The 21,627-nt window shown below is 67.7% G+C and carries 19 protein-coding genes; 13 read left to right on the top strand and 6 right to left on the bottom strand.

Annotated features, from left to right (window positions below):
- Nucleotides 1-13: 13 nt before the first annotated feature.
- The 7 genes from E3O45_RS17570 (at nucleotide 14) to E3O45_RS12575 (ending at nucleotide 9,169) form a co-directional block, all read left to right on the top strand.
- Entirely contained in the window at nucleotides 14-154 is a 141-nt protein-coding gene (locus E3O45_RS17570; RefSeq protein WP_166789494.1) for a hypothetical protein, read from the top strand.
- Between the two features lie 46 nt (nucleotides 155-200).
- Nucleotides 201-1,166 carry a UDP-glucose 4-epimerase GalE gene (gene galE, locus E3O45_RS12600; protein ID WP_134443707.1) on the top strand — a complete coding sequence of 322 codons (966 nt, stop codon included), beginning with the start codon at nucleotides 201-203 and terminating at the stop codon, nucleotides 1,164-1,166.
- A gap of 204 nt (nucleotides 1,167-1,370) precedes the next feature.
- Nucleotides 1,371-1,688 carry a WhiB family transcriptional regulator gene (locus tag E3O45_RS12595; RefSeq protein ID WP_134443706.1) on the top strand — a complete coding sequence of 106 codons (318 nt, stop codon included), beginning with the start codon at nucleotides 1,371-1,373 and terminating at the stop codon, nucleotides 1,686-1,688.
- 224 nt (nucleotides 1,689-1,912) lie between these two features.
- A complete protein-coding gene (locus tag E3O45_RS12590) occupies nucleotides 1,913-4,918 on the top strand; it encodes a glycosyltransferase family 2 protein (protein WP_134443705.1) in 3,006 nt (1,001 codons plus the stop codon).
- Nucleotides 4,908-6,371, top strand: a complete 1,464-nt coding sequence (locus E3O45_RS12585; protein ID WP_134443704.1) for a DUF5719 family protein — start codon at nucleotides 4,908-4,910, stop codon at nucleotides 6,369-6,371. Before E3O45_RS12590 ends, E3O45_RS12585 begins: the two co-directional genes overlap by 11 nt.
- Nucleotides 6,372-6,753: 382 nt before the next feature.
- Entirely contained in the window at nucleotides 6,754-7,833 is a 1,080-nt protein-coding gene (locus E3O45_RS12580) for an MTAP family purine nucleoside phosphorylase (RefSeq protein ID WP_134443703.1), read from the top strand.
- Nucleotides 7,834-7,921: 88 nt separating this feature from the next.
- Nucleotides 7,922-9,169, top strand: coding sequence for an NAD(P)-dependent oxidoreductase (locus E3O45_RS12575; protein WP_134443702.1), 1,248 nt, complete (start codon nucleotides 7,922-7,924; stop codon nucleotides 9,167-9,169).
- 110 nt (nucleotides 9,170-9,279) lie between these two features.
- Here E3O45_RS12575 and E3O45_RS12570 read toward each other — a convergent pair whose 3' ends face one another.
- Both E3O45_RS12570 and E3O45_RS12565 read right to left on the bottom strand, forming a co-directional pair.
- Nucleotides 9,280-10,428, bottom strand: coding sequence for a sensor histidine kinase KdpD (locus tag E3O45_RS12570; RefSeq protein ID WP_134443701.1), 1,149 nt, complete (start codon nucleotides 10,426-10,428; stop codon nucleotides 9,280-9,282).
- Entirely contained in the window at nucleotides 10,425-11,258 is an 834-nt protein-coding gene (locus E3O45_RS12565) for a response regulator transcription factor (protein WP_198418260.1), read from the bottom strand. Before E3O45_RS12565 ends, E3O45_RS12570 begins: the two co-directional genes overlap by 4 nt.
- Nucleotides 11,259-11,522: 264 nt before the next feature.
- Between E3O45_RS12565 and E3O45_RS12560 the strand changes: the two genes are divergently transcribed.
- The 3 genes from E3O45_RS12560 to E3O45_RS12550 are packed head-to-tail and all read left to right on the top strand — an operon-like array spanning nucleotide 11,523 to nucleotide 13,914.
- Nucleotides 11,523-12,281: a glycosyltransferase family 2 protein gene (locus E3O45_RS12560; RefSeq protein WP_134443700.1), complete on the top strand. Its 759-nt coding sequence runs from the start codon at nucleotides 11,523-11,525 to the stop codon at nucleotides 12,279-12,281.
- Nucleotides 12,278-13,078 carry a DUF2064 domain-containing protein gene (locus tag E3O45_RS12555; RefSeq protein WP_134443699.1) on the top strand — a complete coding sequence of 267 codons (801 nt, stop codon included), beginning with the start codon at nucleotides 12,278-12,280 and terminating at the stop codon, nucleotides 13,076-13,078. Before E3O45_RS12560 ends, E3O45_RS12555 begins: the two co-directional genes overlap by 4 nt.
- On the top strand, nucleotides 13,075-13,914 hold the full coding sequence (locus E3O45_RS12550; RefSeq protein WP_241985345.1) for a bifunctional 2-polyprenyl-6-hydroxyphenol methylase/3-demethylubiquinol 3-O-methyltransferase UbiG: 840 nt from the start codon (nucleotides 13,075-13,077) through the stop codon (nucleotides 13,912-13,914). Before E3O45_RS12555 ends, E3O45_RS12550 begins: the two co-directional genes overlap by 4 nt.
- Before the next feature lie 117 nt (nucleotides 13,915-14,031).
- Here the strand turns inward: E3O45_RS12550 and E3O45_RS12545 are convergent, their stop codons facing one another.
- Nucleotides 14,032-14,568, bottom strand: coding sequence for a hypothetical protein (locus E3O45_RS12545; protein ID WP_134443698.1), 537 nt, complete (start codon nucleotides 14,566-14,568; stop codon nucleotides 14,032-14,034).
- An 89-nt stretch (nucleotides 14,569-14,657) separates the two neighbouring features.
- Nucleotides 14,658-16,049 carry a molybdopterin-dependent oxidoreductase gene (locus E3O45_RS12540; protein WP_174843088.1) on the bottom strand — a complete coding sequence of 464 codons (1,392 nt, stop codon included), beginning with the start codon at nucleotides 16,047-16,049 and terminating at the stop codon, nucleotides 14,658-14,660.
- 110 nt (nucleotides 16,050-16,159) lie between these two features.
- On the opposite strand from E3O45_RS12540, the gene E3O45_RS12535 reads away from it, so the two are divergent.
- Complete coding sequence (locus tag E3O45_RS12535; RefSeq protein ID WP_134443697.1) at nucleotides 16,160-17,542, top strand: glycosyltransferase family 87 protein; 1,383 nt, start codon at nucleotides 16,160-16,162, stop codon at nucleotides 17,540-17,542.
- Between the two features lie 426 nt (nucleotides 17,543-17,968).
- Here E3O45_RS12535 and E3O45_RS12530 read toward each other — a convergent pair whose 3' ends face one another.
- Both E3O45_RS12530 and E3O45_RS12525 read right to left on the bottom strand, forming a co-directional pair.
- Nucleotides 17,969-18,655: a hypothetical protein gene (locus E3O45_RS12530; RefSeq protein ID WP_134443696.1), complete on the bottom strand. Its 687-nt coding sequence runs from the start codon at nucleotides 18,653-18,655 to the stop codon at nucleotides 17,969-17,971.
- 358 nt (nucleotides 18,656-19,013) lie between these two features.
- On the bottom strand, nucleotides 19,014-19,460 hold the full coding sequence (locus tag E3O45_RS12525; protein WP_134443695.1) for a metallopeptidase family protein: 447 nt from the start codon (nucleotides 19,458-19,460) through the stop codon (nucleotides 19,014-19,016).
- A 40-nt stretch (nucleotides 19,461-19,500) separates the two neighbouring features.
- Between E3O45_RS12525 and E3O45_RS12520 the strand changes: the two genes are divergently transcribed.
- Together E3O45_RS12520 and ahcY are read left to right on the top strand one after the other, a co-directional pair.
- Nucleotides 19,501-19,725 carry a DUF3499 family protein gene (locus E3O45_RS12520; protein WP_092452672.1) on the top strand — a complete coding sequence of 75 codons (225 nt, stop codon included), beginning with the start codon at nucleotides 19,501-19,503 and terminating at the stop codon, nucleotides 19,723-19,725.
- 274 nt (nucleotides 19,726-19,999) lie between these two features.
- Nucleotides 20,000-21,487 (top strand): adenosylhomocysteinase, encoded by a 1,488-nt coding sequence (ahcY, locus tag E3O45_RS12515; RefSeq protein ID WP_134443694.1) that lies wholly within the window; start codon nucleotides 20,000-20,002, stop codon nucleotides 21,485-21,487.
- The last annotated feature ends 140 nt before the right edge of the window (nucleotides 21,488-21,627 follow it).

The following is a 21,627-nucleotide window of genomic DNA, read 5'->3' as shown; positions in this document are numbered from 1 at the left end:
TAGAGTTTCTGCCATGTTCATTCTTATTTTTCTCCTCACAGTCCTCGCGATCGCCGGTGTTGTGGCCACGATTCGCTCTTCCGGGCGCGACGGTTACGGTCGCCAAGGCGTCCGAGCAGCCGACGACGATGACGCACTGATTCGCTGGCGCTAGCCTGAAGCGGTGGCACATCGGTGTCACCGTGAACGAGCGGGGCAGTATGGCGTGGTTGGTAACCGGCGGAGCGGGCTATATCGGATCCCATGTGGTGCGCGCTTTCCAGGCTGAAGGGCTCGACGTGGTTGTGCTCGACGACCTCTCGAGTGGCCACGAATCTTTCGTGCCGGCCACAGTGCCCTTCGTGCGGGGCAGCGTGCTCGACGGCGATCTGCTCGTGCACACCTTTCGCGAGCACGACGTGCACGGCGTCGTCCACGTCGCTGGATTCAAGTACGCCGGCGTCTCGGTGCAACGCCCCCTGCACACCTACGAACAGAACGTCACCGCGACGGCCACGCTGCTCGCCGCCATGGAGGGGGCGGCGATCGACCGCATCGTGTTCTCCTCCAGCGCTGCGGTCTACGGCACGCCGCACACCGACCTCGTCACCGAAAGCACCGCGAAAAGCCCGGAATCGCCCTACGGCGAATCCAAACTGATTGGCGAGTGGCTGCTGCGCGACCAGGGCGTAGCGACCGGCCTGCGGCACACCTCGCTGCGCTACTTCAATGTCGTCGGCTCGGGCGACCTCAGCCTGAGCGACACCAGCCCGCACAACCTCTTTCCGCTCGTCTTTGCGGCGCTGCTAGAGGGTCGCACCCCGCGCATCAACGGCGACGACTATGCCACGCCGGACGGCACCTGCGTGCGCGACTACATTCACGTCGCCGATCTGGCCCTCTCGCACGTCGCCGCGGCACGCCGGCTCGACGCCAACGAGGCGATCGAGCCGGTCTACAACCTCGGCAGCGGCGACGGCGTCTCGGTCGGCGAGATCATGGCGACTGTGCGTCGGGTCACCGGCATCGACTTCGTTCCGGAGCTCGGACCGCGACGCGTGGGCGACCCCGATCGCATCGTCGCGTCTGGCGCGCTCGCGGCCCGCGACCTGCGCTGGAGCATGAGCCATACCCTCGAGCAGATGGTGCAGAGTGCCTGGGACTCATCACGCGCGGCCGTTCATTGAGGGTCGACACGCCGCTGAAGGCGCAGATCGTGCTCTGTTCGCAACGTTCAGACGCCCCCCAAATGGCCGAATTTGTCGCCGTGGGCGCGTCGCAACTCTCTAGCCCATATTGAGGGTTTACGATTCGCGACTTGACGATATCGAATTACACGGGTGTAATTAGGTGCGGCACTGATTGGTGCGGATCGAGCGCTGGGAGACGATATGGCATTACCTGACTATCGTTCCGGAGTACCAGATGACTGGTTCGTTGACCCCGTCACCCTCGGTGTTCCGGGAGTACGACAAGACCACGGCGACGAGAACCTCTTGGCCTGGCAGGCCGACTCCCTCTGCGCGCAGACCGACCCCGAGGCATTCTTCCCCGAAAAGGGCGGCTCCACCCGCGACGCCAAGAAGATTTGCTCCGGTTGCGAGGTACGCAGCGAATGCCTCGAATACGCGCTCAGCAATGACGAGCGGTTCGGCATCTGGGGTGGGCTGTCCGAGCGCGAACGGCGCAAACTGCGCAAGCGCGCCTAACCCGTTCCGCGCAGTTTTTAAGCGGATGCTGTCGGCTGGCTCGGTCCGGGCGCAGCTTTCTCGGCCCTGAAGCGGTTGGCAGCGAGCAAGGTTTCGGCCGCGCTAGGCCTGGAGGAAGCAAAGCGGATGCTGACGCATCCGCTTTGCTATTGCCCGGCCAATATTTGAGGCGCGCCCTCTCGGTTGAGGGGCAGCGACCGATCCCGACCTAGGCTGGTTCTGTTATGCAACCGAGAGTCACCGCCATCCTTGTCGCCCGAAACGGTGCGAAACACCTTGAGCGAACTCTCAAGGCGTTGTCGTTGCAGACCCGCAAACCCGACATTGTGATCACGGTGGACTGCGGATCGAGCGATGCGACAGCCAAGATGCTGGCCGATTTCGGGCCGACCCAGTTCATTGCCGCCGATGCCGACCTGAACTTCGGGCAGGCGATTACCGCCGCCGTGCGCGTGACCACGCCGCCCACGCACGACCGGGAGCTGCTCTGGCTGCTCGCCCAGGACAGCGCCCCAGACCCGACCGCCCTCGAAGTCCTGGTCGACGCGCTCGAGATTGCGCCGTCCGTTGCGGTGGCCGGGCCCAAGGTGATGGAGTGGATCGCCGGCGAATACATCCACAACTTCGGCGAGTCGATGACGCCGTTTGGCGCGACCGTCACCCTGGTGGAGAGCGAACTGGACCAGGGCCAGCACGACGGATTGAGCGATGTGCTCGCCGTCAGCGCCGGCGGCATGCTCGTGCGCCACCAAGTGTGGGAACAGCTGGGTGGTTTCGACCCGGCGCTGCCCACCGTCGACGACTCCCTTGACTTCTGTGTGCGCGTGCGCCTCGCCGGGTATCGCGTTTCGGTGGTGCCGGCCGCACGGGTGGCTTCGGCCGGCGACGGCGTGGCCGGCCCGAACCAGTCCTCCCGCGGGCGGCTGCGCCGCCGCCGGGTGCGAGCCGAACGCTCGGCGCAGCTGCATCGCCGCCTGGTCTACGCGCCGGCCGGAGTGCTCGCCCTGCACTGGTTGACCCTGCTGCCGCTCGCCTTCATCCGCTCGATCGGCCAGCTGCTGCGTAAGGAGCCCGGAGCCATCGTGGGCGAATTCTCGGCCGCATTCGGCGCTGCCTTCAACGGCCTGCGCGTCAGCAGCGCCCGTCGCATGTTTACGAAAACCCGCACCCTCGGCTGGGATGCCATCTCCACCCTGCGCGTTCCGTCGGCCGAAGTTCGCCGGCGGCAGTCGCTCAAGCGCGAGGCGAGCCTGTTCGGCCTGCACGGTGAACGCGCCGAAATTCGGTTCTTCTCCGGCGGCGGAGCCTGGACCATGCTCGCCGCCGCTTCGCTCGGCATCGTGATGATGGTGCCGCTGCTTGGCGCCAACACCCTCATCGGTGGTGGGCTGCTGCCGCTGTCGCCCAGCCTGCCCGAACTGTGGGCAAGCGTCGGCTACGGCTGGCGCGACCTCGGACTCGGCTTCGTCGGCGCCGCAGACCCGTTTGCCGCAGTGCTTGCCGTGCTCGGCTCCATCGCGTTCTGGTCGCCGTCCTTTGCCTTCGTGCTGGTCTACGCGCTCGCCTTTCCGCTCGCTGCGGTCGGCGCCTGGATGGCGGCGACCCGCCTGACCGACCGGGGCAGCCTGCGCGCCCTGGCCGCCGCCCTGTGGGTGCTGGCCCCGAGTTTTCTGGCCGCCCTGGCAGACGGCCGCCCGGCCGCCATCCTCGTGCACCTGCTGCTGCCCTGGCTGTTTTTCACCTGGTTCGCGGCCGCGCGCACCTGGTCGTCCTCCGCCTCGGCCGCACTGTTGTTCGCGGCGGTCGTGGCCTGTGCGCCCTCCCTCGCCCCGGCGCTGCTCGTGGCCTGGCTCCTCAGCGTGGCCATTGCCGGTCGCCGGGTAATGCGTTTCATCGGCATTCCGCTTCCGGCGCTCGCCCTCGCGCTTCCGCTCATTGCCGACCAGGGCCTGCGCGGCACCTGGCTGAACCTCGTCGCCGACCCCGGCCTGCCCGTACCGAGCGATCACGCACCGACCCTGCAACTGCTGCTCGGGTTGCCCGGCGGCAGCGGTTGGGCCGGTGTCCTCGATCGGTTCGGGGTGCCTGGTCTCGACCCGCAGCTGATCGTGCCCATCCTGCTCGCGCCCATCGCCCTGCTCGCCCTGCTGGCGCTGCTACTGCCGGGCGCCCGGCTCGCGGGCGGCGCCTGGCTGGTCGCCCTGCTCGGATTCGCCACCGCCCTCGCCGCCAACCAGCTCGTTCTCGCCGCCATCGGTGCCGAACCGGTGCGGGTGTGGTCGGGCGCCGGGCTCAGCCTGTACTGGCTCGGCCTGGTCGGCGCCCTCCTGATCGGCCTGCGCGCCCTGCGCCGATTTGCGCCGGCGCCCGGGGTCGTCGCCGCGCTGGCTCTGGCCGTCGTAGTGCTGCCGCTTCTGGGCTCCCTGCACCTCGGTACCGCCGCCGTGCGCGAGGGAACCGGGCGAACCCAGCCGGCCTTCGTCGCCGCCGAAGCGCAGATCGATGACCGGGTCGGCACCCTGCACCTCGTTCCGCAGGCCGACGGCGGCCTGCTCGCTACGATCGAGCGCGGTGTCGGCGCCACGCTGAACCAGCAATCCACCCGCGGCAGCACCGACCAAACGCTCAGCGCCCGCGAGAAAGCGCTGGCGGAGCTCGCCGGTAACCTGGCCTCACGCAGCGGGCTGGACACCAGCGCGGATCTGGCCGAATTCGGCATCCGCTTTATCGTGTTGCAGCCGGCCGGCGCTGATGTTCTTGCCGGTGACACCCAGCTGCGCACCGAAACCGCCCTGGACGGCAATGCCGCACTGGCACCGGTGGGCGACACCGAATTCGGCCGACTGTGGCAGTTCGGCGAAACGGATGCTGCCGGTGGCGTTTCAGCACCGGCTCGCGCCGGCGGCGTCTTCGGCTTGGTCACCCTGCTGATTGCCGTCGCCGTGGTGGGCAGCGCCGTACTACTGTCGCTGCCGATCGGCGCCGGCCGTGAAGCCGTGCGCCAGGCCAACCGCGATGCGATTCGCCGCGCGGCCAGGGCCAACGCCAAGCCGAAACCGAAACGCACCCGCCGGGGCAAGAGCATGGTCGGTTCCGACCTGGACGCCGATCGGGAACCGCCGCTCGGTACCGATCTAGAGGCCGACCTGGCCATGGACCGGGAAACCGGCGTCGGTACCGGGCTGGAATCGTCCACGGAAGACACTGTGGAGGACGATCATGCCCGCTAGAAGCACTCTCGTCCGCATTGGTGGTCGGGCCGGCCGCGGCGTGCTCGGTCTGGTTGGCATCGCGGTCGTTGTCGCTGTCGGCGCGGCCTCGACCCTCGTGACGCTGCCGACCGTTGAGAACGAACCCCGCTCGAGCGAGATCGTGCCGCTGCCGAGCGAGCAGCAACGGGTCTGCCCTGGACCGCTGCTCACTCTCGCCGAGGATTCGACGCAGGCCCAGTCGGCGTCGAGCGTCGGGTCCGCTGCCGCCGTGTATGGCGCTATCGACGCGGCCGGGAGCGACTTTGACCAGATTCGCCCGGACGTCACCGAGATCAGTGCGGTCGACGACTCCAGCAGTCGGCAGCCGCCGCTGTTGCTGACCGTTCCCGTGCAGGATGGCGCCACCGTGCCGCCGCTCGTCGCCGGCAGCCAGTCGCAGGTCGTCGGCACCGACACCCTGGGCGGGCTCGCCGTCGCGTCCTGCACCGAAGCGGCCAGCGAGAGCTGGCTCGTTGGGGGATCCACCGATATCGGCGGCAGTAGCCTGCTGCTGCTCAGCAACCCGTCGACCGTGCTCGCGACCGTCGACGTCACCGTCTACGGTGAGAGCGGAATCGTCGACGCGCCCGGCGCCTCCGGCATTCTGGTGCAGCCCGGCGAGCAGCGGGTCATTTCGCTGGCCGGCCTCGCCCCGAACCTGAAATCCCCGGTCGTGCTTGTGTCGTCGCGTGGTGGGCAGGTGGCGGCAGCATTGGAGCAGAGCAGCATCCGGGGGATTGAACCCGGCGGAGTCGAGATCATTGGCGCCACCGCCACGCCGGCACTCAACCAGACAATTGCCGGGGTGCGTGTCACGTCGGCGGTCGCCGCGGACACCGTCACCACCGGCGAGGGGTTCAACGCCGATACCCCGTCGATTCGGGTGTTCGTGCCCGGCACCGAGGCGGCGACCGTGCAGATCGGCGTCACGAGCGCCGACGGGGCTGCTGACGGCACCTCGACCCAGGTGGAGATCGAGCCCGGAGTTGCGACCGAAATTCCGCTGTCGCCGTTGACCGTAGGCAGTTTCTCGGTGAAATTGCGTTCCGACCAGCCGATCGTCGCGGCCGCCCGCACCTCCAGCGAGGGCGCTGACGGCCGGGACTTCGGTTGGTTCGCGGCCTCGGCACCGCTCGAGGGTTCGTTCACGGTGGCCGTCGCCGAGGGGCCGTCGCCGACCCTGCACCTCGTCAACGGCGGGGGAGCGGATGCTGCGCTCACCCTCACGCCCGTGCAAGGCTCTCCCGTCGACCTGCAGATCGACGCCGGGGCGAGCGCGACGGTTCCGCTACGGAGTGGGGCTCGCTACCTGGTGAGCGGTGGGGAGTCGGTGTGGGCGCTCGTGGACTACTCCGGCGACGGCCTGCTGTCGTCATTCACCGTGAACCCGCCCGGACCGCTCGCGTCGTCGATCCGCGTCTACACGCACTAGCCGGTTGTGGTTCCGGGGTATTCGGGTCTCTCTACTTGCGTCCGGGTCTCTCTTGCGTCCGGGGCCTACCCCCGGAACGCGGGCCCAGTTTACAGACCGGGCCGGCGGAGTTTACAGATCGGGCCGGCGGAGTTCACAGACCGGGCCGACGGAGCGGGCCCGGGCGCCGAACACCGGGTGTCGCCCGTCGCGCGCCTGCCGGCCTTATCGGACCGGGCCCGGGCCTGGAAAGCGGGCCCATGTTCTATCATGGGCCCAGCGACCGGGCCCGGGCCGGGTCAGCCGCGGCGGGGGCATCCGTTTTGGTGTCGCGGGCTTGCGTGAGCACGCAGCTTTCAATGGCAGACTGAACACTCGACTCGTAACCCGCTGGGAGCCGCTAGTGACGATTGACCCTGTGCTTGACCCGACCGCGCGCGCGGACGTCGCCGTGATCGGCGGATCCGGCCTCTACGAACTCGTCGACCCCGCAACCGCGGTCACGCATCGGATTCCGACGCCGTACGGGTCGGCGTCGGTCACGATCGGCCTGCGCGCGGGTCGCCGCGTCGCTTTTCTGCCCCGGCACGGCAGTGGCCACAGTGTCGCGCCGCACCTGATCAATTACCGGGCCAATCTGTGGGCCCTCGCCTCGATCGGCGTGCGGGCGATCATCTCCTCTTCGGCGGTGGGCGGGGTCACGCCGGAATATCCGCCGGGTCTGCTCGTCGTCACCGACCAGTTCATCGACCGCACGTCGGGCCGCCCCGACACGTTTTACGACCGGGAATCGGTGCAGCACCTTTCCGCCGCGGACCCGTTCGACCCTCAGCTGCGCGGCTACGCCCGGCGCGCGCTCGAGGACCTTGGCGAGAACTTCGCTCCCTCCGGCACGGTCGTGGTCATCCAGGGGCCACGGTTTTCCACCCGGGCAGAGTCGGTCTGGTTCCGTTCGATGGGCGCGCACATTGTCAATATGACCGCGTACCCTGAAATCGTGCTGGCCGGTGAGCTCAACATGGGCACGGTCAACCTCTCCTTCGTGACGGACGCCGACGCGGGACTCGCGCCGACGCCTTATGCCGTCGAGGTTGGTCCCGTGGTCGATGCCTCCGGTTCCTCCGCTCCTGGCTTGCCTGTGCCCGGCGTGGCCGCTTCGGGCTTGGCCGTGTCCGGGTCACCGGCTTCAGCGTTGTCCGCGCCCGGCGCTTCCGGCGGCCCCGTGACGCCCGGCGCCACCGCGACCAGCGAAACGGATGCCGTCACCGCATCGGTCGTGTTCCGTCGCCTCCGCGAGGCCCAGCCGCGCATCCTCGCGGCCATCGACGGGATCTTGCGCGCCTTGCCGACCGACTTCACCCCGCGCGAGCTCATCGACCCGGCCCAGGTCGACGCCGTTCTAGCGCGGGCCGTGCTGTCGGATGCCGCGCACGGCGATTCCTCTTCTGCCCTGCCGTCGGACCCAGCCGGGGATCGCACGTGACGACCGGTCGGTCTCAGCCTCGTCGCAGGCTCCCCGGTGCGTCCTGGCCGACCAACCGACTAGCTCGTGCCTGTTACCGAGGCCTCGCATGAGCGGCGTCCGTCTGCTGATCACGGGCGGTGCCGGATTCATCGGTTCCGCGATCGTTGAGGCTGCCCTCGCCCGCGGCTACGAGGTGCGCGTGCTGGACTCACTGCGCGCCGACGTGCACGGCCCCGCGGCAGAGTCCACAACCGGTCCGGGCCCGGGCCCGGAAAGTGGGCCCATGATAGAACATGGGCCCCGTTTCCGGGCCCGGGCCCGGAACGTCAGGCCGGCGGGACTGGACCCGCGGGTCGAGTTCGTGCACGGGGACGTGACCGACCCGGCGACCGCAGCCGGCGCCCTCGCCGACATCGACGTGGTCTGTCACCAGGCGGCCAAGGTCGGCCTCGGTGTGGACTTCGCCGACGCCCCCGACTACGTGCACAGCAACGAGGTCGGGACGGCCGTGCTGCTGGCCGCGATGGCCGCGCGGGGCATCCGTCGCCTGGTGTTGGCGTCATCCATGGTCGTCTACGGCGAGGGCAGCTACCGGGGCCCGAACGGCTTTACCCGGCCCGGCCCCCGCTTGGCCAGCGACCTCGATGCCGGACGCTTCGATCCCCGTGACCCGGCCACCGGGGAGCCGCTCGAGCCCGTTCTGGTCAGCGAATCCGATCCGCTCGACCCGCGCAACGTCTACGCGAGCAGCAAACTCGGCCAGGAATATCTTGCGACCGCGTGGGCCCGCTCGACCGGCGGACGCGTCGCGGCCCTGCGCTACCACAACGTTTACGGGCCGGGCATGCCGCAGAACACGCCCTATGCCGGAGTCGCCTCACTGTTTCGCTCGGCACTCGAGCGTGGCGAGGCTCCCCGCGTATACGAAGACGGCCGGCAGCGCCGCGACTTCGTGCACGTACGGGACGTCGCCGCGGCCAACATCGCCGCGCTTGACTTCACCGGGCTCGACTACAGGCCGCAGGCTGCCGGCCTTGGCCGCGCGCCCGCCAACTCTGCAGCTGCTGAAATCGCACCCACCGGCTCAATTAATTCCGATGCTGGAATATTTCGTCCGTTCAACGTCGGCAGCGGAATCGTTCACACCATCGGAGACATGGCGACCGCCCTTGCCGCGGCGGCGGGCGGCCCGGCACCCATCGTGACCGGGCAGTATCGGCTCGGCGACGTGCGGCACATCACGGCGTCCTCGGAGCGTTTGCGACGAGAACTCGGCTGGTCGGCGCAAATCTCCTTCGAGGACGGAATGCGCGAGTTCGCGACCGCCCCGCTGCGCGCCGCCGTGCGCCCCTGATTGGTCGTCCCGGCGCATCCGTGAGGTGCCACCTTTCGCCCCTTGAGCAGGCCCCGCGGTGCCACCCCTGAGCGGGTGAATGGTCGCAATCGGCGCCGCATCAACACCGCTCAGCCAAGCGGATGCTGCGGCAGCAGCAAATCAAACCGACACCCATTCTCCACATTGGTCACCGTCACCAACCCGTGATGGGCCTCAGCGATCCCCTGAACAATCGCGAGTCCGAGCCCGGCGCCGCCGCTGCGACCGCCGGTTCCCCAGGCGGACACAGTCCGCGGCTCGCTCGCCCGCCACCCGGCCTCGAACACCCGGCCGAGGTCCTGTTCGGGGATACCGCCCGCCGCATCAACGACCGAGATGATGGCCCGCCCGTCGACGTGCCGGGTCGCGGAGACCACAATCACACTGTCGGCCGGCGAATGTTGGATGGCATTCATCACCAGGTTGCCCACCGCGCGGGCGAGCTGGCGGGCATCCGCTTGCAGCATCAGACCGCGTTCGCCCTCGAAGCGCAGGTCGAGCGATTTCGCGAGGGCAACCGGCGCCAGATCGGCCACCGTATCGCTCATCAGGTCATACAGGGAGACCCGTTCGAGCGACAGCTGCAGCGCTCCCGAATGGATTTTGGACAGCTCAAACAGGTCGTCGACCATGCCGCTGAGTCGATCGACCTGCCCGCGTATCTGCACGTAGTACCGCTCGGGGTCTGGCGCCATGCCGTCTTCCAGCGCCTCGGCCATGGCGCGGATTCCAGCCAGCGGGGTGCGCAAATCGTGCGAGATCCAGGCCACGATTTCGCGCCTGGACGTTTCAATGCGTTCTTCCCGCTCGCGGGATTGGGTCAGCCGATCGGCGGTTGCGGCGAGCTCCCCGGCCAGCGCTGCGAACTCCAGACTCGTGTGTCGATCCGGGGAGAGAACCGATTCGCCTCGACCGATGCTCGCCGCGGCGGCCCGAAAATACTTGTTGTCGCGTGCCAGTGAGCGTCCGAGCACCGACGCCATCACCAGCGACACGACACCCGCCACCGCTGCGACCGCGTAGAACACGATCAGATCGTGCGCCGACAGATACATCAGCGAGGCGACCGCAGCCGTTCCACTGACCACCGATGCGACGGTGGCGAAGGCGACGACGACGATCTGGGCGATCAGCGACCCGCGCGACAGCAGCCGCAACGCGAGTAATCCGAGCGCGCCCACGACCAGCGCGCAGCCGAGTGCGATGCCGGCGACCGCGGCGAACACCGACGCTGTCATGGTGTGCCGCCGGCATTCTTCGGGCCATCCGCGCTCTGTGTGCCCCGCGCCGTCCCGGCCTTTTCCGCCGGCACCGTGCCATCCGCAGCTCCCGCGCCCAGCGGCACAGGGTCGAACCGGTAGCCGACACCCCAGACCGTGTTCAACACGAGCGGATGCGCCGGGTCGGCTTCGATCTTCTCCCGCAGCCGCCGCACGTGCACGGTCACCGTAGACAGGTCACCGAATTCCCAGCCCCAGACCGAGCGGAGGAGTTCTTCGCGGGTGAGCACCTTGGAGGGGCGCCAGATCAGGTAGGCGAGCAAATCGAATTCCCGCGCGGTGAGCACGAGGGGGGTCCCGCGCAGGCGAATCTGGTGCGCGGCCAGGTTGAGCGTGAACTTGCCGGCCTCGAGAATCCCCTCCGGAATCGACTCCGACCGGCTGCGTCGCAGCACCGACTGCACCCGCAACACAAGTTCCCGCGGCGAGAACGGTTTCACCAGATAGTCGTCGGCACCGGCCTCGAGTCCGGCGATGCGGTGCTCTTCCTCGCCGAGCGCGGTGAGCATGATCACCGGAAGGGCGCCCCAATTTTGCCGAATGCGCCGACACACTTCGATGCCGTCGAGCAGCGGAAGCATGCGATCGAGCACGACCAGGTCGGGCGGCACAGCCTCGGCTCGGCGCAGTCCGGCGAGCCCGTCGACGGCTTCGTCCACGACGAATCCGGCGGAGCGCAGGTATTGTCCGACCACCTCACACACCATCGGATCGTCCTCGATGACGAGCACGCGGCGCCCGGCCAGGGCATCGGCTTGCGGCGGCGCGAAATATTGGGAGGGGGACACCCCCTCAGACTAGGCGCGCGGTCGCGTCACCGCGCGGTACCGCGCGACCGATCTGTGCGCCTGGTCAACGGATGCCCCGCCCCATGCCGCCACTAACCGTTCGGGGACCGGGCCCGGAACGCGGGCCCAGTCTACAAACTGGGCCCCGGTTCATAGGGTGGGCCCGATCGACGGCTTGGCTTGCTGTGGAGCTGATCGGTATCCTTCCCAGGTTCGTAACCACTTTCGCCCCGAACACTCAGACCCTGTGCATAGGGTCGAACCATGACGAGTATTCGGGTTGACGTGGTGCTGCCCTGCCTGAACGAGGCACAGGCGCTTCCGTGGATTCTCCAGCGGATGCCCGCCGGCTACCGGGCGATCGTGGTTGACAACGGATCCACGGACGGTTCGGCGGATATTGCCCGTGCCCTCGGCGCCGAGGTCGTGCACGAAACCCGTCGTGGATTCGGCGCCGCAGCCCACGCCGGGCTCCTCGCCGCGACCGCCCCGATCGTTGCGTTCTGCGACGCCGACGCCTCGATGGACCCGCGCGACCTGCCACTCGTGGTCGACCCGGTCGCTCAAGACGACGCCGATCTCGTGCTCGGAAGACGCCGCCCAACCACCCCAAATGCGTGGCCGCCGCATGCCCGGTTAGCAAATACCTATCTTTCCTGGCGACTGCGCCGAATAACAGGTGTGAACATTCATGACCTCGGCCCCATGCGGGCCGCCCGCCGCGACCAACTCCTCGCCCTCGATTTGCGCGACCGCCGCAGCGGGTATCCGCTGGAGATGTTTCTCGGCGCTGCCGCGGCCGATTGGCGCATTCGTGAGGTCGACACCGGCTATGCGCCGCGGGTCGGCCGCAGCAAGGTGACCGGAACCGTGCGCGGCACCCTCACCGCCATCCACGACATGTCCGCTCTGCTTCGCGCCAGCAGCGCCGTCCGGAACGAGATTGACGACAGCCCACGCCGGAATGACAGCGCCGCCAGTGGCAACGCTGCCCGCGCCAGCCGCATTGGGGACCGCTCATGACCGCCATTGTCGTCATCGCCAAGGAATGCCTTCCCGGCAAGGTGAAGACCCGTTTGCACCCGCCGCTGTCGCTCGAGCAGGCCGCCCTTCTCGCCGCGTCGAGCCTCGCCGACACCCTCGCGGTCGCCGCCCAGCTACCCGCGACGCGCCACATTCTCGCCTTCGATGGTGTCACGCCGCCGCCAGAGGCATCCGGTTGGCAGATTCTGCCGCAGACCAGCGGCGGACTCGACGAACGCCTCGCCGCCATCTTCGACCACCTCGACGAGCCGACGCTGCTGCTCGGAATGGACACCCCGCAGGTCAGCGCCGAGCTGCTCGCACCAGTATTCCAAAACTGGAATGAAACGGATGCCTGGTTCGGCCCCGCCAACGACGGCGGGTTCTGGGCGCTCGCGCTGAAAAACCCGAGCGGCGCGCTGCTCCGAGGCATCCCGATGAGCCGCTCCGACACCGGCGCACACCAGCTGCAACGTCTCGACCAGGCCGGCCTCACCGTGCGCCTGCTGCCCGCGCTCACCGACATCGACACCATAACGGATGCCCAGACCGTCGCCTCGATCGCCCCCCACACGCGCTTCGCGCGTGCCTTCGCGGGGGTGCGGGCATCCGCTCAACCCGGTGATGCGAACCAGCCCGCGACCGAACGGCGCTCGACGGATCGGCCCCCCGCGGATGGGCGAGCTGCCGACGCGGGTGCCCCCGACCTGCACCCGGTGGCCCCGTACCCGGCCGACCGGCACTCGGCGGCCACGCGCGCTGCCGACCTGCTCACGCTGACCGGAACACGCTCGTGACCCTCGTCTCCCCGCGCCTCTGGGACCATCCGGCGAAATGGCCGGTCAGCGAGGGTCCGAATGCCGCTGACCGATTCACTTCGGAACTCGTCGGGGAACTGGCCGAGCATGGGGCCGCGAACCGTTCGGCTGCCGACCAGACGACGGCCGACCGTTTTCGGCGCCCGACTACCTTCGGTGCCGGCGGATCCGAACCCTACGCCCAGGCACTGCAAAGCGACGACAACGTGCTCTACCTGCACGGCCGCCGCCACGACGCCGATCCGGAAACGGCCGCCCGCGTTTCCACCATGCACGCTGGACGGTGGAGCGCCGGAGCCGATGCGATCGACCGTTCCCTGCTGGCCGGCGTCGCCGGACCGGTGCTCGATATCGGCTGCGGACCGGGCCGAATGATCCGGGCCGCGATGGACGAAGGCCTCGACGCACTCGGCGTCGACGTGTCACCGACCGCCGTGCGGATCGCCCTGGCCGCCGGACTTACTGTGCTGCACCGCTCCGTCTTCGATCACCTTCCGCTCGAGGGGACCTGGGCAACCCTGCTCCTCGTCGACGGCAATATCGGCATTGGCGGCGACCCCGACGCGCTCCTCGAACGCTGCGCCGCGTTGCTCGCCCCCGACGGCATGCTCGTCGTCGAGGTTCACCGCGACCCCGAACACGACCTCGCCTATGTGGGCACCCTGCACGACGCCGCCGGACACACGAGCGACGCCTTCCCCTGGGCCGAACTCGGAGTCAGCGCCCTGCGCCGCCGGGCCGCACAAGCAGGCCTGACTCCGGTCGCAGAATGGTCCCGCGGCGGCCGCACCTTCGCCCGCCTGGCTCGCGCCTAGTCGTTCATCTACCCGGGCCCGGGCCCGGGAACCGGGCCCATGCTGGATCATGGGCCCGGTTTCCTAAGGTGGGCCCGGACCAAGGTGCTTAGGAGTCTGACCGTGCACCGACGATCTTCAATGTCTGAGCGAGACGCGGATGACCCGCTGGCGCCGCTCCCGCAGCAGCGCCCACACCGACAACCCCACCGTCAAAACCGCCAGTACGAGCCAGAAAATCCCCAGGTTGAGCCCGTAATCCAGCGGCAGCACGGTCGGATTCGCCGGAGCAAAGTTCTTCGCCACCATCGTCGGCACCGCGATCAGCGACACAAGAGATCCGACCACAATTGCGCCCTGCACGATCGCAATGACCGTGCCGGTCGTCCGCCGCCCGACTCGGCGCAGCGCAATCCCACACGCAAACACGATCGGCGCCAAAATCGCATCGTGCAGCACGATCGCCGCCGCAATCCAGAGCGCCACCCCGGGAATCCGGGTCAGCCGCACCGAATCGAACATCACAAACGCGCCCCAGGCCAGCAGCAGCACACCAGCACCCACCAGCGCCAAACGGATGCTCCGCATCCGCCGACTGGTCGACGCCGCGATCCCGGCCGGTGGCGGAAACAGGCCAGTCCCGGCGTTCTCGGTTGACGTGGTCGCCGAACCCATCGGGGCACCCCTGCCGGTCACCCCCACTCCGGTGTCCACACCGACGTCACCGCCGGCCGCCTCGCCGCGTGATCCGCGCGCATCCGCTCTCATGATTCGATCGCCTCGATTCGGCTCAGCCATTTGGTTTGCAACACCCCGGGCCGACCCGGCGCGATCATGCGGGCCGGATACCCATGCTCGAGGTCGAGAGTCTCGCCGTTGAGCTCGAGAGCCACGAGCGTGAGCGAGTCGCGCACATATTCCCGGCCCATCTGGGTTTTGCTGAAGCTGCCGCGTTCTTCCAGGCTGATCAGACGAAACGAGGTCTCCGGGTCGGCTTTCATCAGGTCGGCGAGGTCGCGCAGCCGCACACCGCGCCACGTCGCCATCTGACTCCAACCCTCGACGCAGGCGATCGGCAGCCGAACCTCGGTCTGCGGCAGCGCGAGCAGTTCGGCCCGGGTGAAGGAGCGCTCGGTGCCGGCCACCGCGAGGGTAAGAGTCCACGATGAAGCGAGGGCGGCATCCGCCACCTGCGCCTGCTCGCTGGTGCGATTCACCGGAACGCCCTGCTGGCCGACGCCCTTCTTGCGCGGCGCAAACAGGTTGACCGCGTTCAGCGGCGTGAAGGTCTGGCCGGCGGTCAGGGCCACGACGGCCGTCGTGGCGACGCCGAGGGTGGTGAGAAATCCGCGCCGGCTGACCCGCGAGGACGGGCGCGGCGTCGCATCGATATAGTCGAGCAGTCGCCCGGTGAGGCCCCCCGGCCGAGTCGTGCCCCACAGTCGCACCGCCTCCGCATCGGCCGTCCGGTCGGCCGACACCGCGTCGACCAGATGATCGCCGTCGCCCGAGTCAGAACCCGAACCCGAGTCAGAACCCGAACCCGAGTCAGAACCCGAACCCGAGTCAGAACCCGAACCCGAGTCAGTACCCGAACCCGAGTCAGAACCCGAACCCGAACCTGAACCCGAACCCGAACCCGACGACTTACTCCAATACCGCGTAATCACCGGCAGCTTGACCGCAATGTGAATCACCAACAGCCCGATCAGCACCCAGCCGAGCGCAAAGTGCACCTGCCGAAACGGAAAGGGCCACGGATACCACTGAAACGTGTTGAGCAGTCCGATCGTGATCTGCACGAGCGAGGCCCCCACGAACAGGGCGATCGAGGCCCGTTCGAGAAAATGCACGAAACCGCGCACCGGGGGATAGGCGAACAGGTCGGGAAAAACGATGTACAACTTGGCCAGCAGCAGCGGAAAACAGGCGATGCCGGCGATGATGTGCGTGCCCTGAGTCACCTGATACAGAAATTCCGGCCGGGTCGCGAAGCGCATCCAGTCGAGCGGTTCCTGCAGAAAATGGCTGTACAGGCCGGTGCCGAAGCAGATAAGAAAGGCGGCACCGAGCAGCCGCCCGATCACGGTCGCCATGCGCGGATTGCGCACCGGTGACGCCAGCGCTCGCTGGGCCTCATACATCAATTGCCGCATACTTCTATTGCATCACCACAGCGCGTTGCAAACCGGAAAAATTCCTTACGATGTGCGGGTGAGTTGGGGAACGATCACGGGCAAACGAACTCCGTACGAGAGACTGAACCGTGCGCATAACGATCATCGCGGTCCTGCTGGTGCTCAGCGCTGCCCTCACCGCATTCAGCGCGACAACCCTCGACCTGTTCCCGCCCGAGCGCGACGAAGTGCAGTTGGTGTTGGTCACGGCTGCGCTCTGGTTTGTCTTCGGCCTCGCCTGCTGGCTGCTGCATAAAATCAACGGCAAAGCGGTGGTTGCCCTGATCCTGGCTGGCTCCGCCCTGATCGGCGGCGCGGCCATGGTCGGCCCGCCCAACACGAGTACCGATTCGGCCCGCTACGCCTGGGATGGCATCGTGCAAAACGCAGGAATCAGTCCCTACGCCTTCACCCCAGCGAATGCCCGCCTCGATTCCCTGAGACCAGGCTGGCTGTTCCCGACGCCCCAGAGCGAGGCCGGCGGGGAGGAGAAATGTGTCGGCGAACGCATCGCCACCGCACGCACGACCGACGGCGACCTGCTCTGCTCGTCCCTGAACCGCACGGCTGTACCCACGATCTACCCTCCGGCCAGCGAAATCTTCTTCGCCGGCGTGCGTTTCCTTACCGGACCCGAGCCGGCCTACTGGCCGTTGCAGCTCGCCGGGCTGCTACTCAGCCTGGGTACCACGGTCATGCTGCTGGTCGGCACGCGCCGCCGCGGCCTCGACCAACGCAACGTCGCCCTCTGGGCCTGGTGTCCACTCGTGGCGACCGAGGCGATCACCAACTCCCACGTGGATATGCTCGGCGTCATCTTCGTCGTCGCGGCCGTATTTCTCGTGTCCACGAAGAAGGTCTGGCGTGGCGGCATCGCCCTCGGGATCGCGATCGGCACCAAGCTCATCCCGGTGCTCGCCGCGCCAGCGCTGCTCCGGCGCGGTGGCTGGCGAATGGTGACCGCATCCGTTCTGAGTTTTGCCCTGCTCTACGTTCCCTATGTGATCGCGACCGGCATCGGGGTCCTCGGCTACCTGCCCGGCTACCTGAGTGAAGAGGGGTATCAGGACGGGTCGCGGTTCGCGCTGGTGTCCCTGGTGGCGCCGGGGGCATCCGCTGTGATCGTCGCCGGCCTGATTCTGGCCATCGTCGCCGTGCTGGTGATTCTCAAGACCGACCAGAACCAGCCGTGGGTCGGCCAGCTCGTCATGATCGGCGCGACCCTGCTCGTACTCAGCCCCCGATACCCCTGGTATGCGCTGCTGCTGCTGCCGTTCGTGGCGCTCAGCGGCCGCTGGGAATGGCTGCTCGTGCCGATGGCGCTCACATTGCGGCTGCTGGTACCGAGCGTTCCGCTCACCCGAGCGTCGATTGCGATCGCGATCATCGTGATCGTGGCGGTTTCCCTGCATCGCGCCGGCCCAGGCACAGTCAAGCGGATGCTGCGCCCCTTGCGCGCCCGCCGGTCCTGACCGCGCCGCTTGGCCGCCCTGCCTGACCGCCCTGCTGTCTGACCGCCGGTCCTGACCTCGCCGCTTGGCCACCCTGCCTGACCGCCCTGCCTGACCGCCTTGCTGTCTGACCGCCGTGCCTGGCCGCCCTGCTGTCTTACCGCCCTGCCTGACCGCCCTGCTGCCTGACCGCCCTGCCTGACCGCCCTGCCTGACTGCCTTGCTGTCTGACCGCCTTGCTGCCTGACCGCCTTGGTGCGGTAGCCCGCCTCAGCCCGCTCGCGGCACTCGTTAGAGTTCGTGGCATCCCTAGCACCGGGCGCCCGTTTCGCTAACGAGCGCCGCGAGGCGCACCGGTGCCGCAAAGGCCCCCGGGCACGCAACAAACGGGGCCCGCCGTGTGGCGAGCCCCGTTTGTGTTGTACAGCCGAAAGCTGTGAAAAAGAACTACTTCGTGGCGGCGGTAATGGTTGCGATGCCAACGAGCATCTGGTCGGCGACCGCGTCGGTGCTGAACGTGGAGTTCAGCAGGCCGGCGGCGACGGAAGAGATGTGAACCGTGGTGCCGGTGAGGATGGCGTTGTCGCCGTCCATCTTGAGCGGCTCAAGGGTTCCACCGTAGAGGTCGAAGAGCAGGGCCTGGGTGGCAGCGGACTCGCCGTTGACCGAGACGTCACCGAAGAGCTCCGAGGTGCCCGGGTCGATGGTGAAGTTGGTCAGCTCGACGACGATGTCGCCGGCGGTCAGCGAGAAGCCGGATCCCTCGTGCTCAATGGAACCCTGAACGAAGGGGCGGTAATCTTCGGCCGGGTCGTAGTAGTCCACGTTTCCGCCGGTGATCGGGAAGTGCAGGCTGCCCTCTTCCAAGGTTGCCGTTCCCACGGTTCCGGCGGTCAGGCCGAGGCTCGTCAGCGCGGCACCGAAGTCGGCGTCGAGCAGCACGGCGGTGTCCACACCGGACAGGCTGGGGATCGAGGCGAGCGGCGTCGGGTCAGCGGAGGCCGAGTCGGACGAGCTGGAGCTCGAAGCGGGCGCCGGGGTCGTCGTGCCGGCGTCCGACGAGCAGCCGGCGAGACCGGCGATGAGAATTCCGGCGGAGGCGAAACCAATGGTGGCCTTGGTGAATGTGCGCATGGGATGAATCCTTTTCTGTCAATCGAGCAGGTGGTGTTGGGGTCTGCATGGTGTTCGGTTCCACCCCTGAAATGGTTTGGAATTGCCCCAATCCGTTACCGTTCTGTTACCTAATTCAGCAAACATTCAGACAATGCTGGCGCGCCAAACACCCCTCAATCCCGGTCCTGAGCAGGGATCGACGCTGATCAGCCGAGCGGATGCCGCCCCCGCTCGCGGTCCACGTTCTGACCACCTGCGAGCTTTTCAAGCGCGCGCCGCGCCGACCGGCGCAGCGGTTTAGCATCAGCGGATGCCCGACCCCGGCGCAGCACGGCTCCCGCAGCCCAAGCGGTGACGGCCGCGAAGTGGCGGCGGCCTAGAAGTGGCGGAAGCGATCCGGTGCGAGATCCCACGGGTCTTTGCCGAGCAGCTCGGCGACTCCGCGAAAGACGCAGGTCTCGATCATCATGCGCTGGTGCATCTCGTCGTTTTCGTGCAGGCGGGACAGTCGCTGAATTGGCAGCCGGTAGAACACCACCCGATTCGTCGCCGGCGTGACCATCCAGCGTTCCACGCCGATGCCCGGCTTCACCGAGCGCGGACCGGAGGCCACCTCGAACACGGCGTGGCCGAGTTCTTCCGGCCAGACGCCGCGCAGGTATTCGATTGTGGAGGCGACCGTCATGTCGAACAGGTCGATCCGGGTGCGCAGCGGCGGCAGAAACGGACCGGTCGCCGAGCTGCGAATTCCGCGGCCGTGCCGGTCCCGCCCGCGGCCGCGTACGGTCGGTTCGGGCGCTGCAGAACGTCGAGATCGGGCCATGCTGCCATCCTAGGCTGGTCGACGGGTACCCTGAGAGGCAATGACATTTCGTCCGTGTTCCCGCGTTGCCTGCCTCGAACCCTCGGTGGCCACGCTCACCTTTGACTATCGAGACTCGCTGGCCGTACTCGGCCCACTCGCCGGCCGCAAAGAACCGCACACCTTTGACCTCTGCGCACGGCACGCGGAGCGAACGACCGCTCCGCAGGGGTGGCAGCTGATGCGGCACCGCCTCGTCGCCGACGAGTCCGACCCTGTCGAGTAGCCAGCTCCGACTTGCCCCGGCCGCCTCGTCCCGCGGTCGAACCCCTGACCAGGCCCGCTGCCCTGCTCGTCTCTTGGGTCGTCTCGGCCTCGCCGACTAGTGGCCGTTTCGGCCTCTTGGAATTACTTGGTTTACAAAACCTGGCCATCTCGTCCCGCAGGCCGTCTGCCCATGGAAGTGGGCAGCATCCGTTTTGCCGCTGCTTAGCATTGTCAGCGTGCGGTCGAACCGATTTTTGTCGGGGGCGTTCAGGCGGAAATGGCAAGATAGCACCATGACTGTCGCTTCGGCCATCGCGCCCCCCACGTTCACCTATAAGATCGCCGATTTGTCACTCGCCGAGGCTGGACGCCACCAGTTGCGTCTGGCCGAGAACGAGATGCCCGGGCTCATGGCCCTCCGCACCGAATTCGGCGAATCGAAGCCGCTCGCCGGAGCCCGCATCGCCGGATCCCTGCACATGACCGTGCAGACCGCCGTGCTGATCGAGACCCTCGTCGCGCTCGGCGCCCAGGTGCGCTGGGCCAGCTGCAACATTTTCTCGACGCAGGACGACGCCGCCGCCGCGATCGCGGTCGGCCCCACCGGCACAGTGGATGCCCCGGCCGGCGTTCCCGTGTTCGCCTGGAAGGGCGAAACCCTCGAGGACTACTGGTGGTGCACCGCGCAGATCTTCGACTGGAGTGCCGAGGCGGCCGCGGCCGGAGCCAGCTGGACCGGCCCGAACATGATCCTCGACGACGGCGGCGACGCCACCATGCTCGTGCACAAGGGTCGCGAGTTCGAATTGGCTGGCGCCGTACCAGCGGATGCTGCCGGTGACAGCCACGAATACGGCGTCATTCTCGCCGCCCTCCGTCGCTCCCTGGCCGAGTCGACCGACCGCTGGACCCTGGTCGCCGCCGACCTCATGGGCGTCACCGAAGAAACCACCACCGGTGTGCACCGCCTCTACGAGCTCGCAGCGGGCAAGGAACTGCTCTTTCCGGCCATCAATGTGAACGACTCCGTCACCAAGAGCAAGTTCGACAACAAGTACGGCATTCGCCACTCGCTGCCCGACGGCCTCAACCGGGCAACGGATGTGCTGATCGGCGGCAAGGTGGTCTTCGTCGCCGGTTATGGTGACGTCGGCAAGGGCGCCGCCGAAGCGCTGCGCGGCCAGGGTGCCCGCGTCATCGTGAGCGAAATCGACCCGATTAACGCCCTGCAGGCGGCGATGGATGGATTCCAGGTCGCCCGCCTCGATTCCGTCGTCGAACAGGTCGACATCTTTGTCAGCGGCACCGGAAACTTCAACGTCATCGGTGTCGACCACATGCTGCGCATGAAGCACCTCGCCATCGTCGCGAACGTCGGTCACTTTGACAACGAGATCGACATGGCCTCGCTCGAGTCGCTGCCGGGCGCCGTCAAGGTTCAGATCAAGCCGCAGGTCGACGAATGGCGTCTGCCGAGCGGGCGCAGTGTGCTCATCCTGTCCGAGGGACGCCTGATGAACCTGGGCAATGCCACCGGACACCCCTCGTTCGTGATGAGCAACTCGTTCACCAACCAGGTGCTCGCGCAAATCGAGCTGTATGTCTCACCGGAGAAGTACCCGGTGGGCGTGTACGTGCTGCCGAAGCTGCTCGACGAGAAGGTAGCGCGCCTGCACCTCGACGCCCTCGGCGTGGAGCTGACCGTGCTGACCCCCGAGCAGTCCGCCTACATCGGTGTTCCCGCCGAGGGCCCGTACAAAGTAGCCCACTACCGCTACTAGCCCCCTCCGGACGGGCCCGGGCCCGGGAACTGGGCCCATGATCTATCGTGGGCCCGGTTCCGTAAGGTGGGGCCGGTCGTCGAGTTGGTGGTGGGGGAGCGGGTTCGTGGTTCTCGCTGGTCGAGGAGTGGGGCCGTTTT

This window comes from Cryobacterium sp. TMS1-20-1 (assembly GCF_004402355.1).
In the GTDB taxonomy this organism is placed as follows: domain Bacteria; phylum Actinomycetota; class Actinomycetes; order Actinomycetales; family Microbacteriaceae; genus Cryobacterium; species Cryobacterium levicorallinum.
Note: the sequence above shows the minus strand (reverse complement) of the source record. Positions and strands in the feature narration are given on the sequence as shown.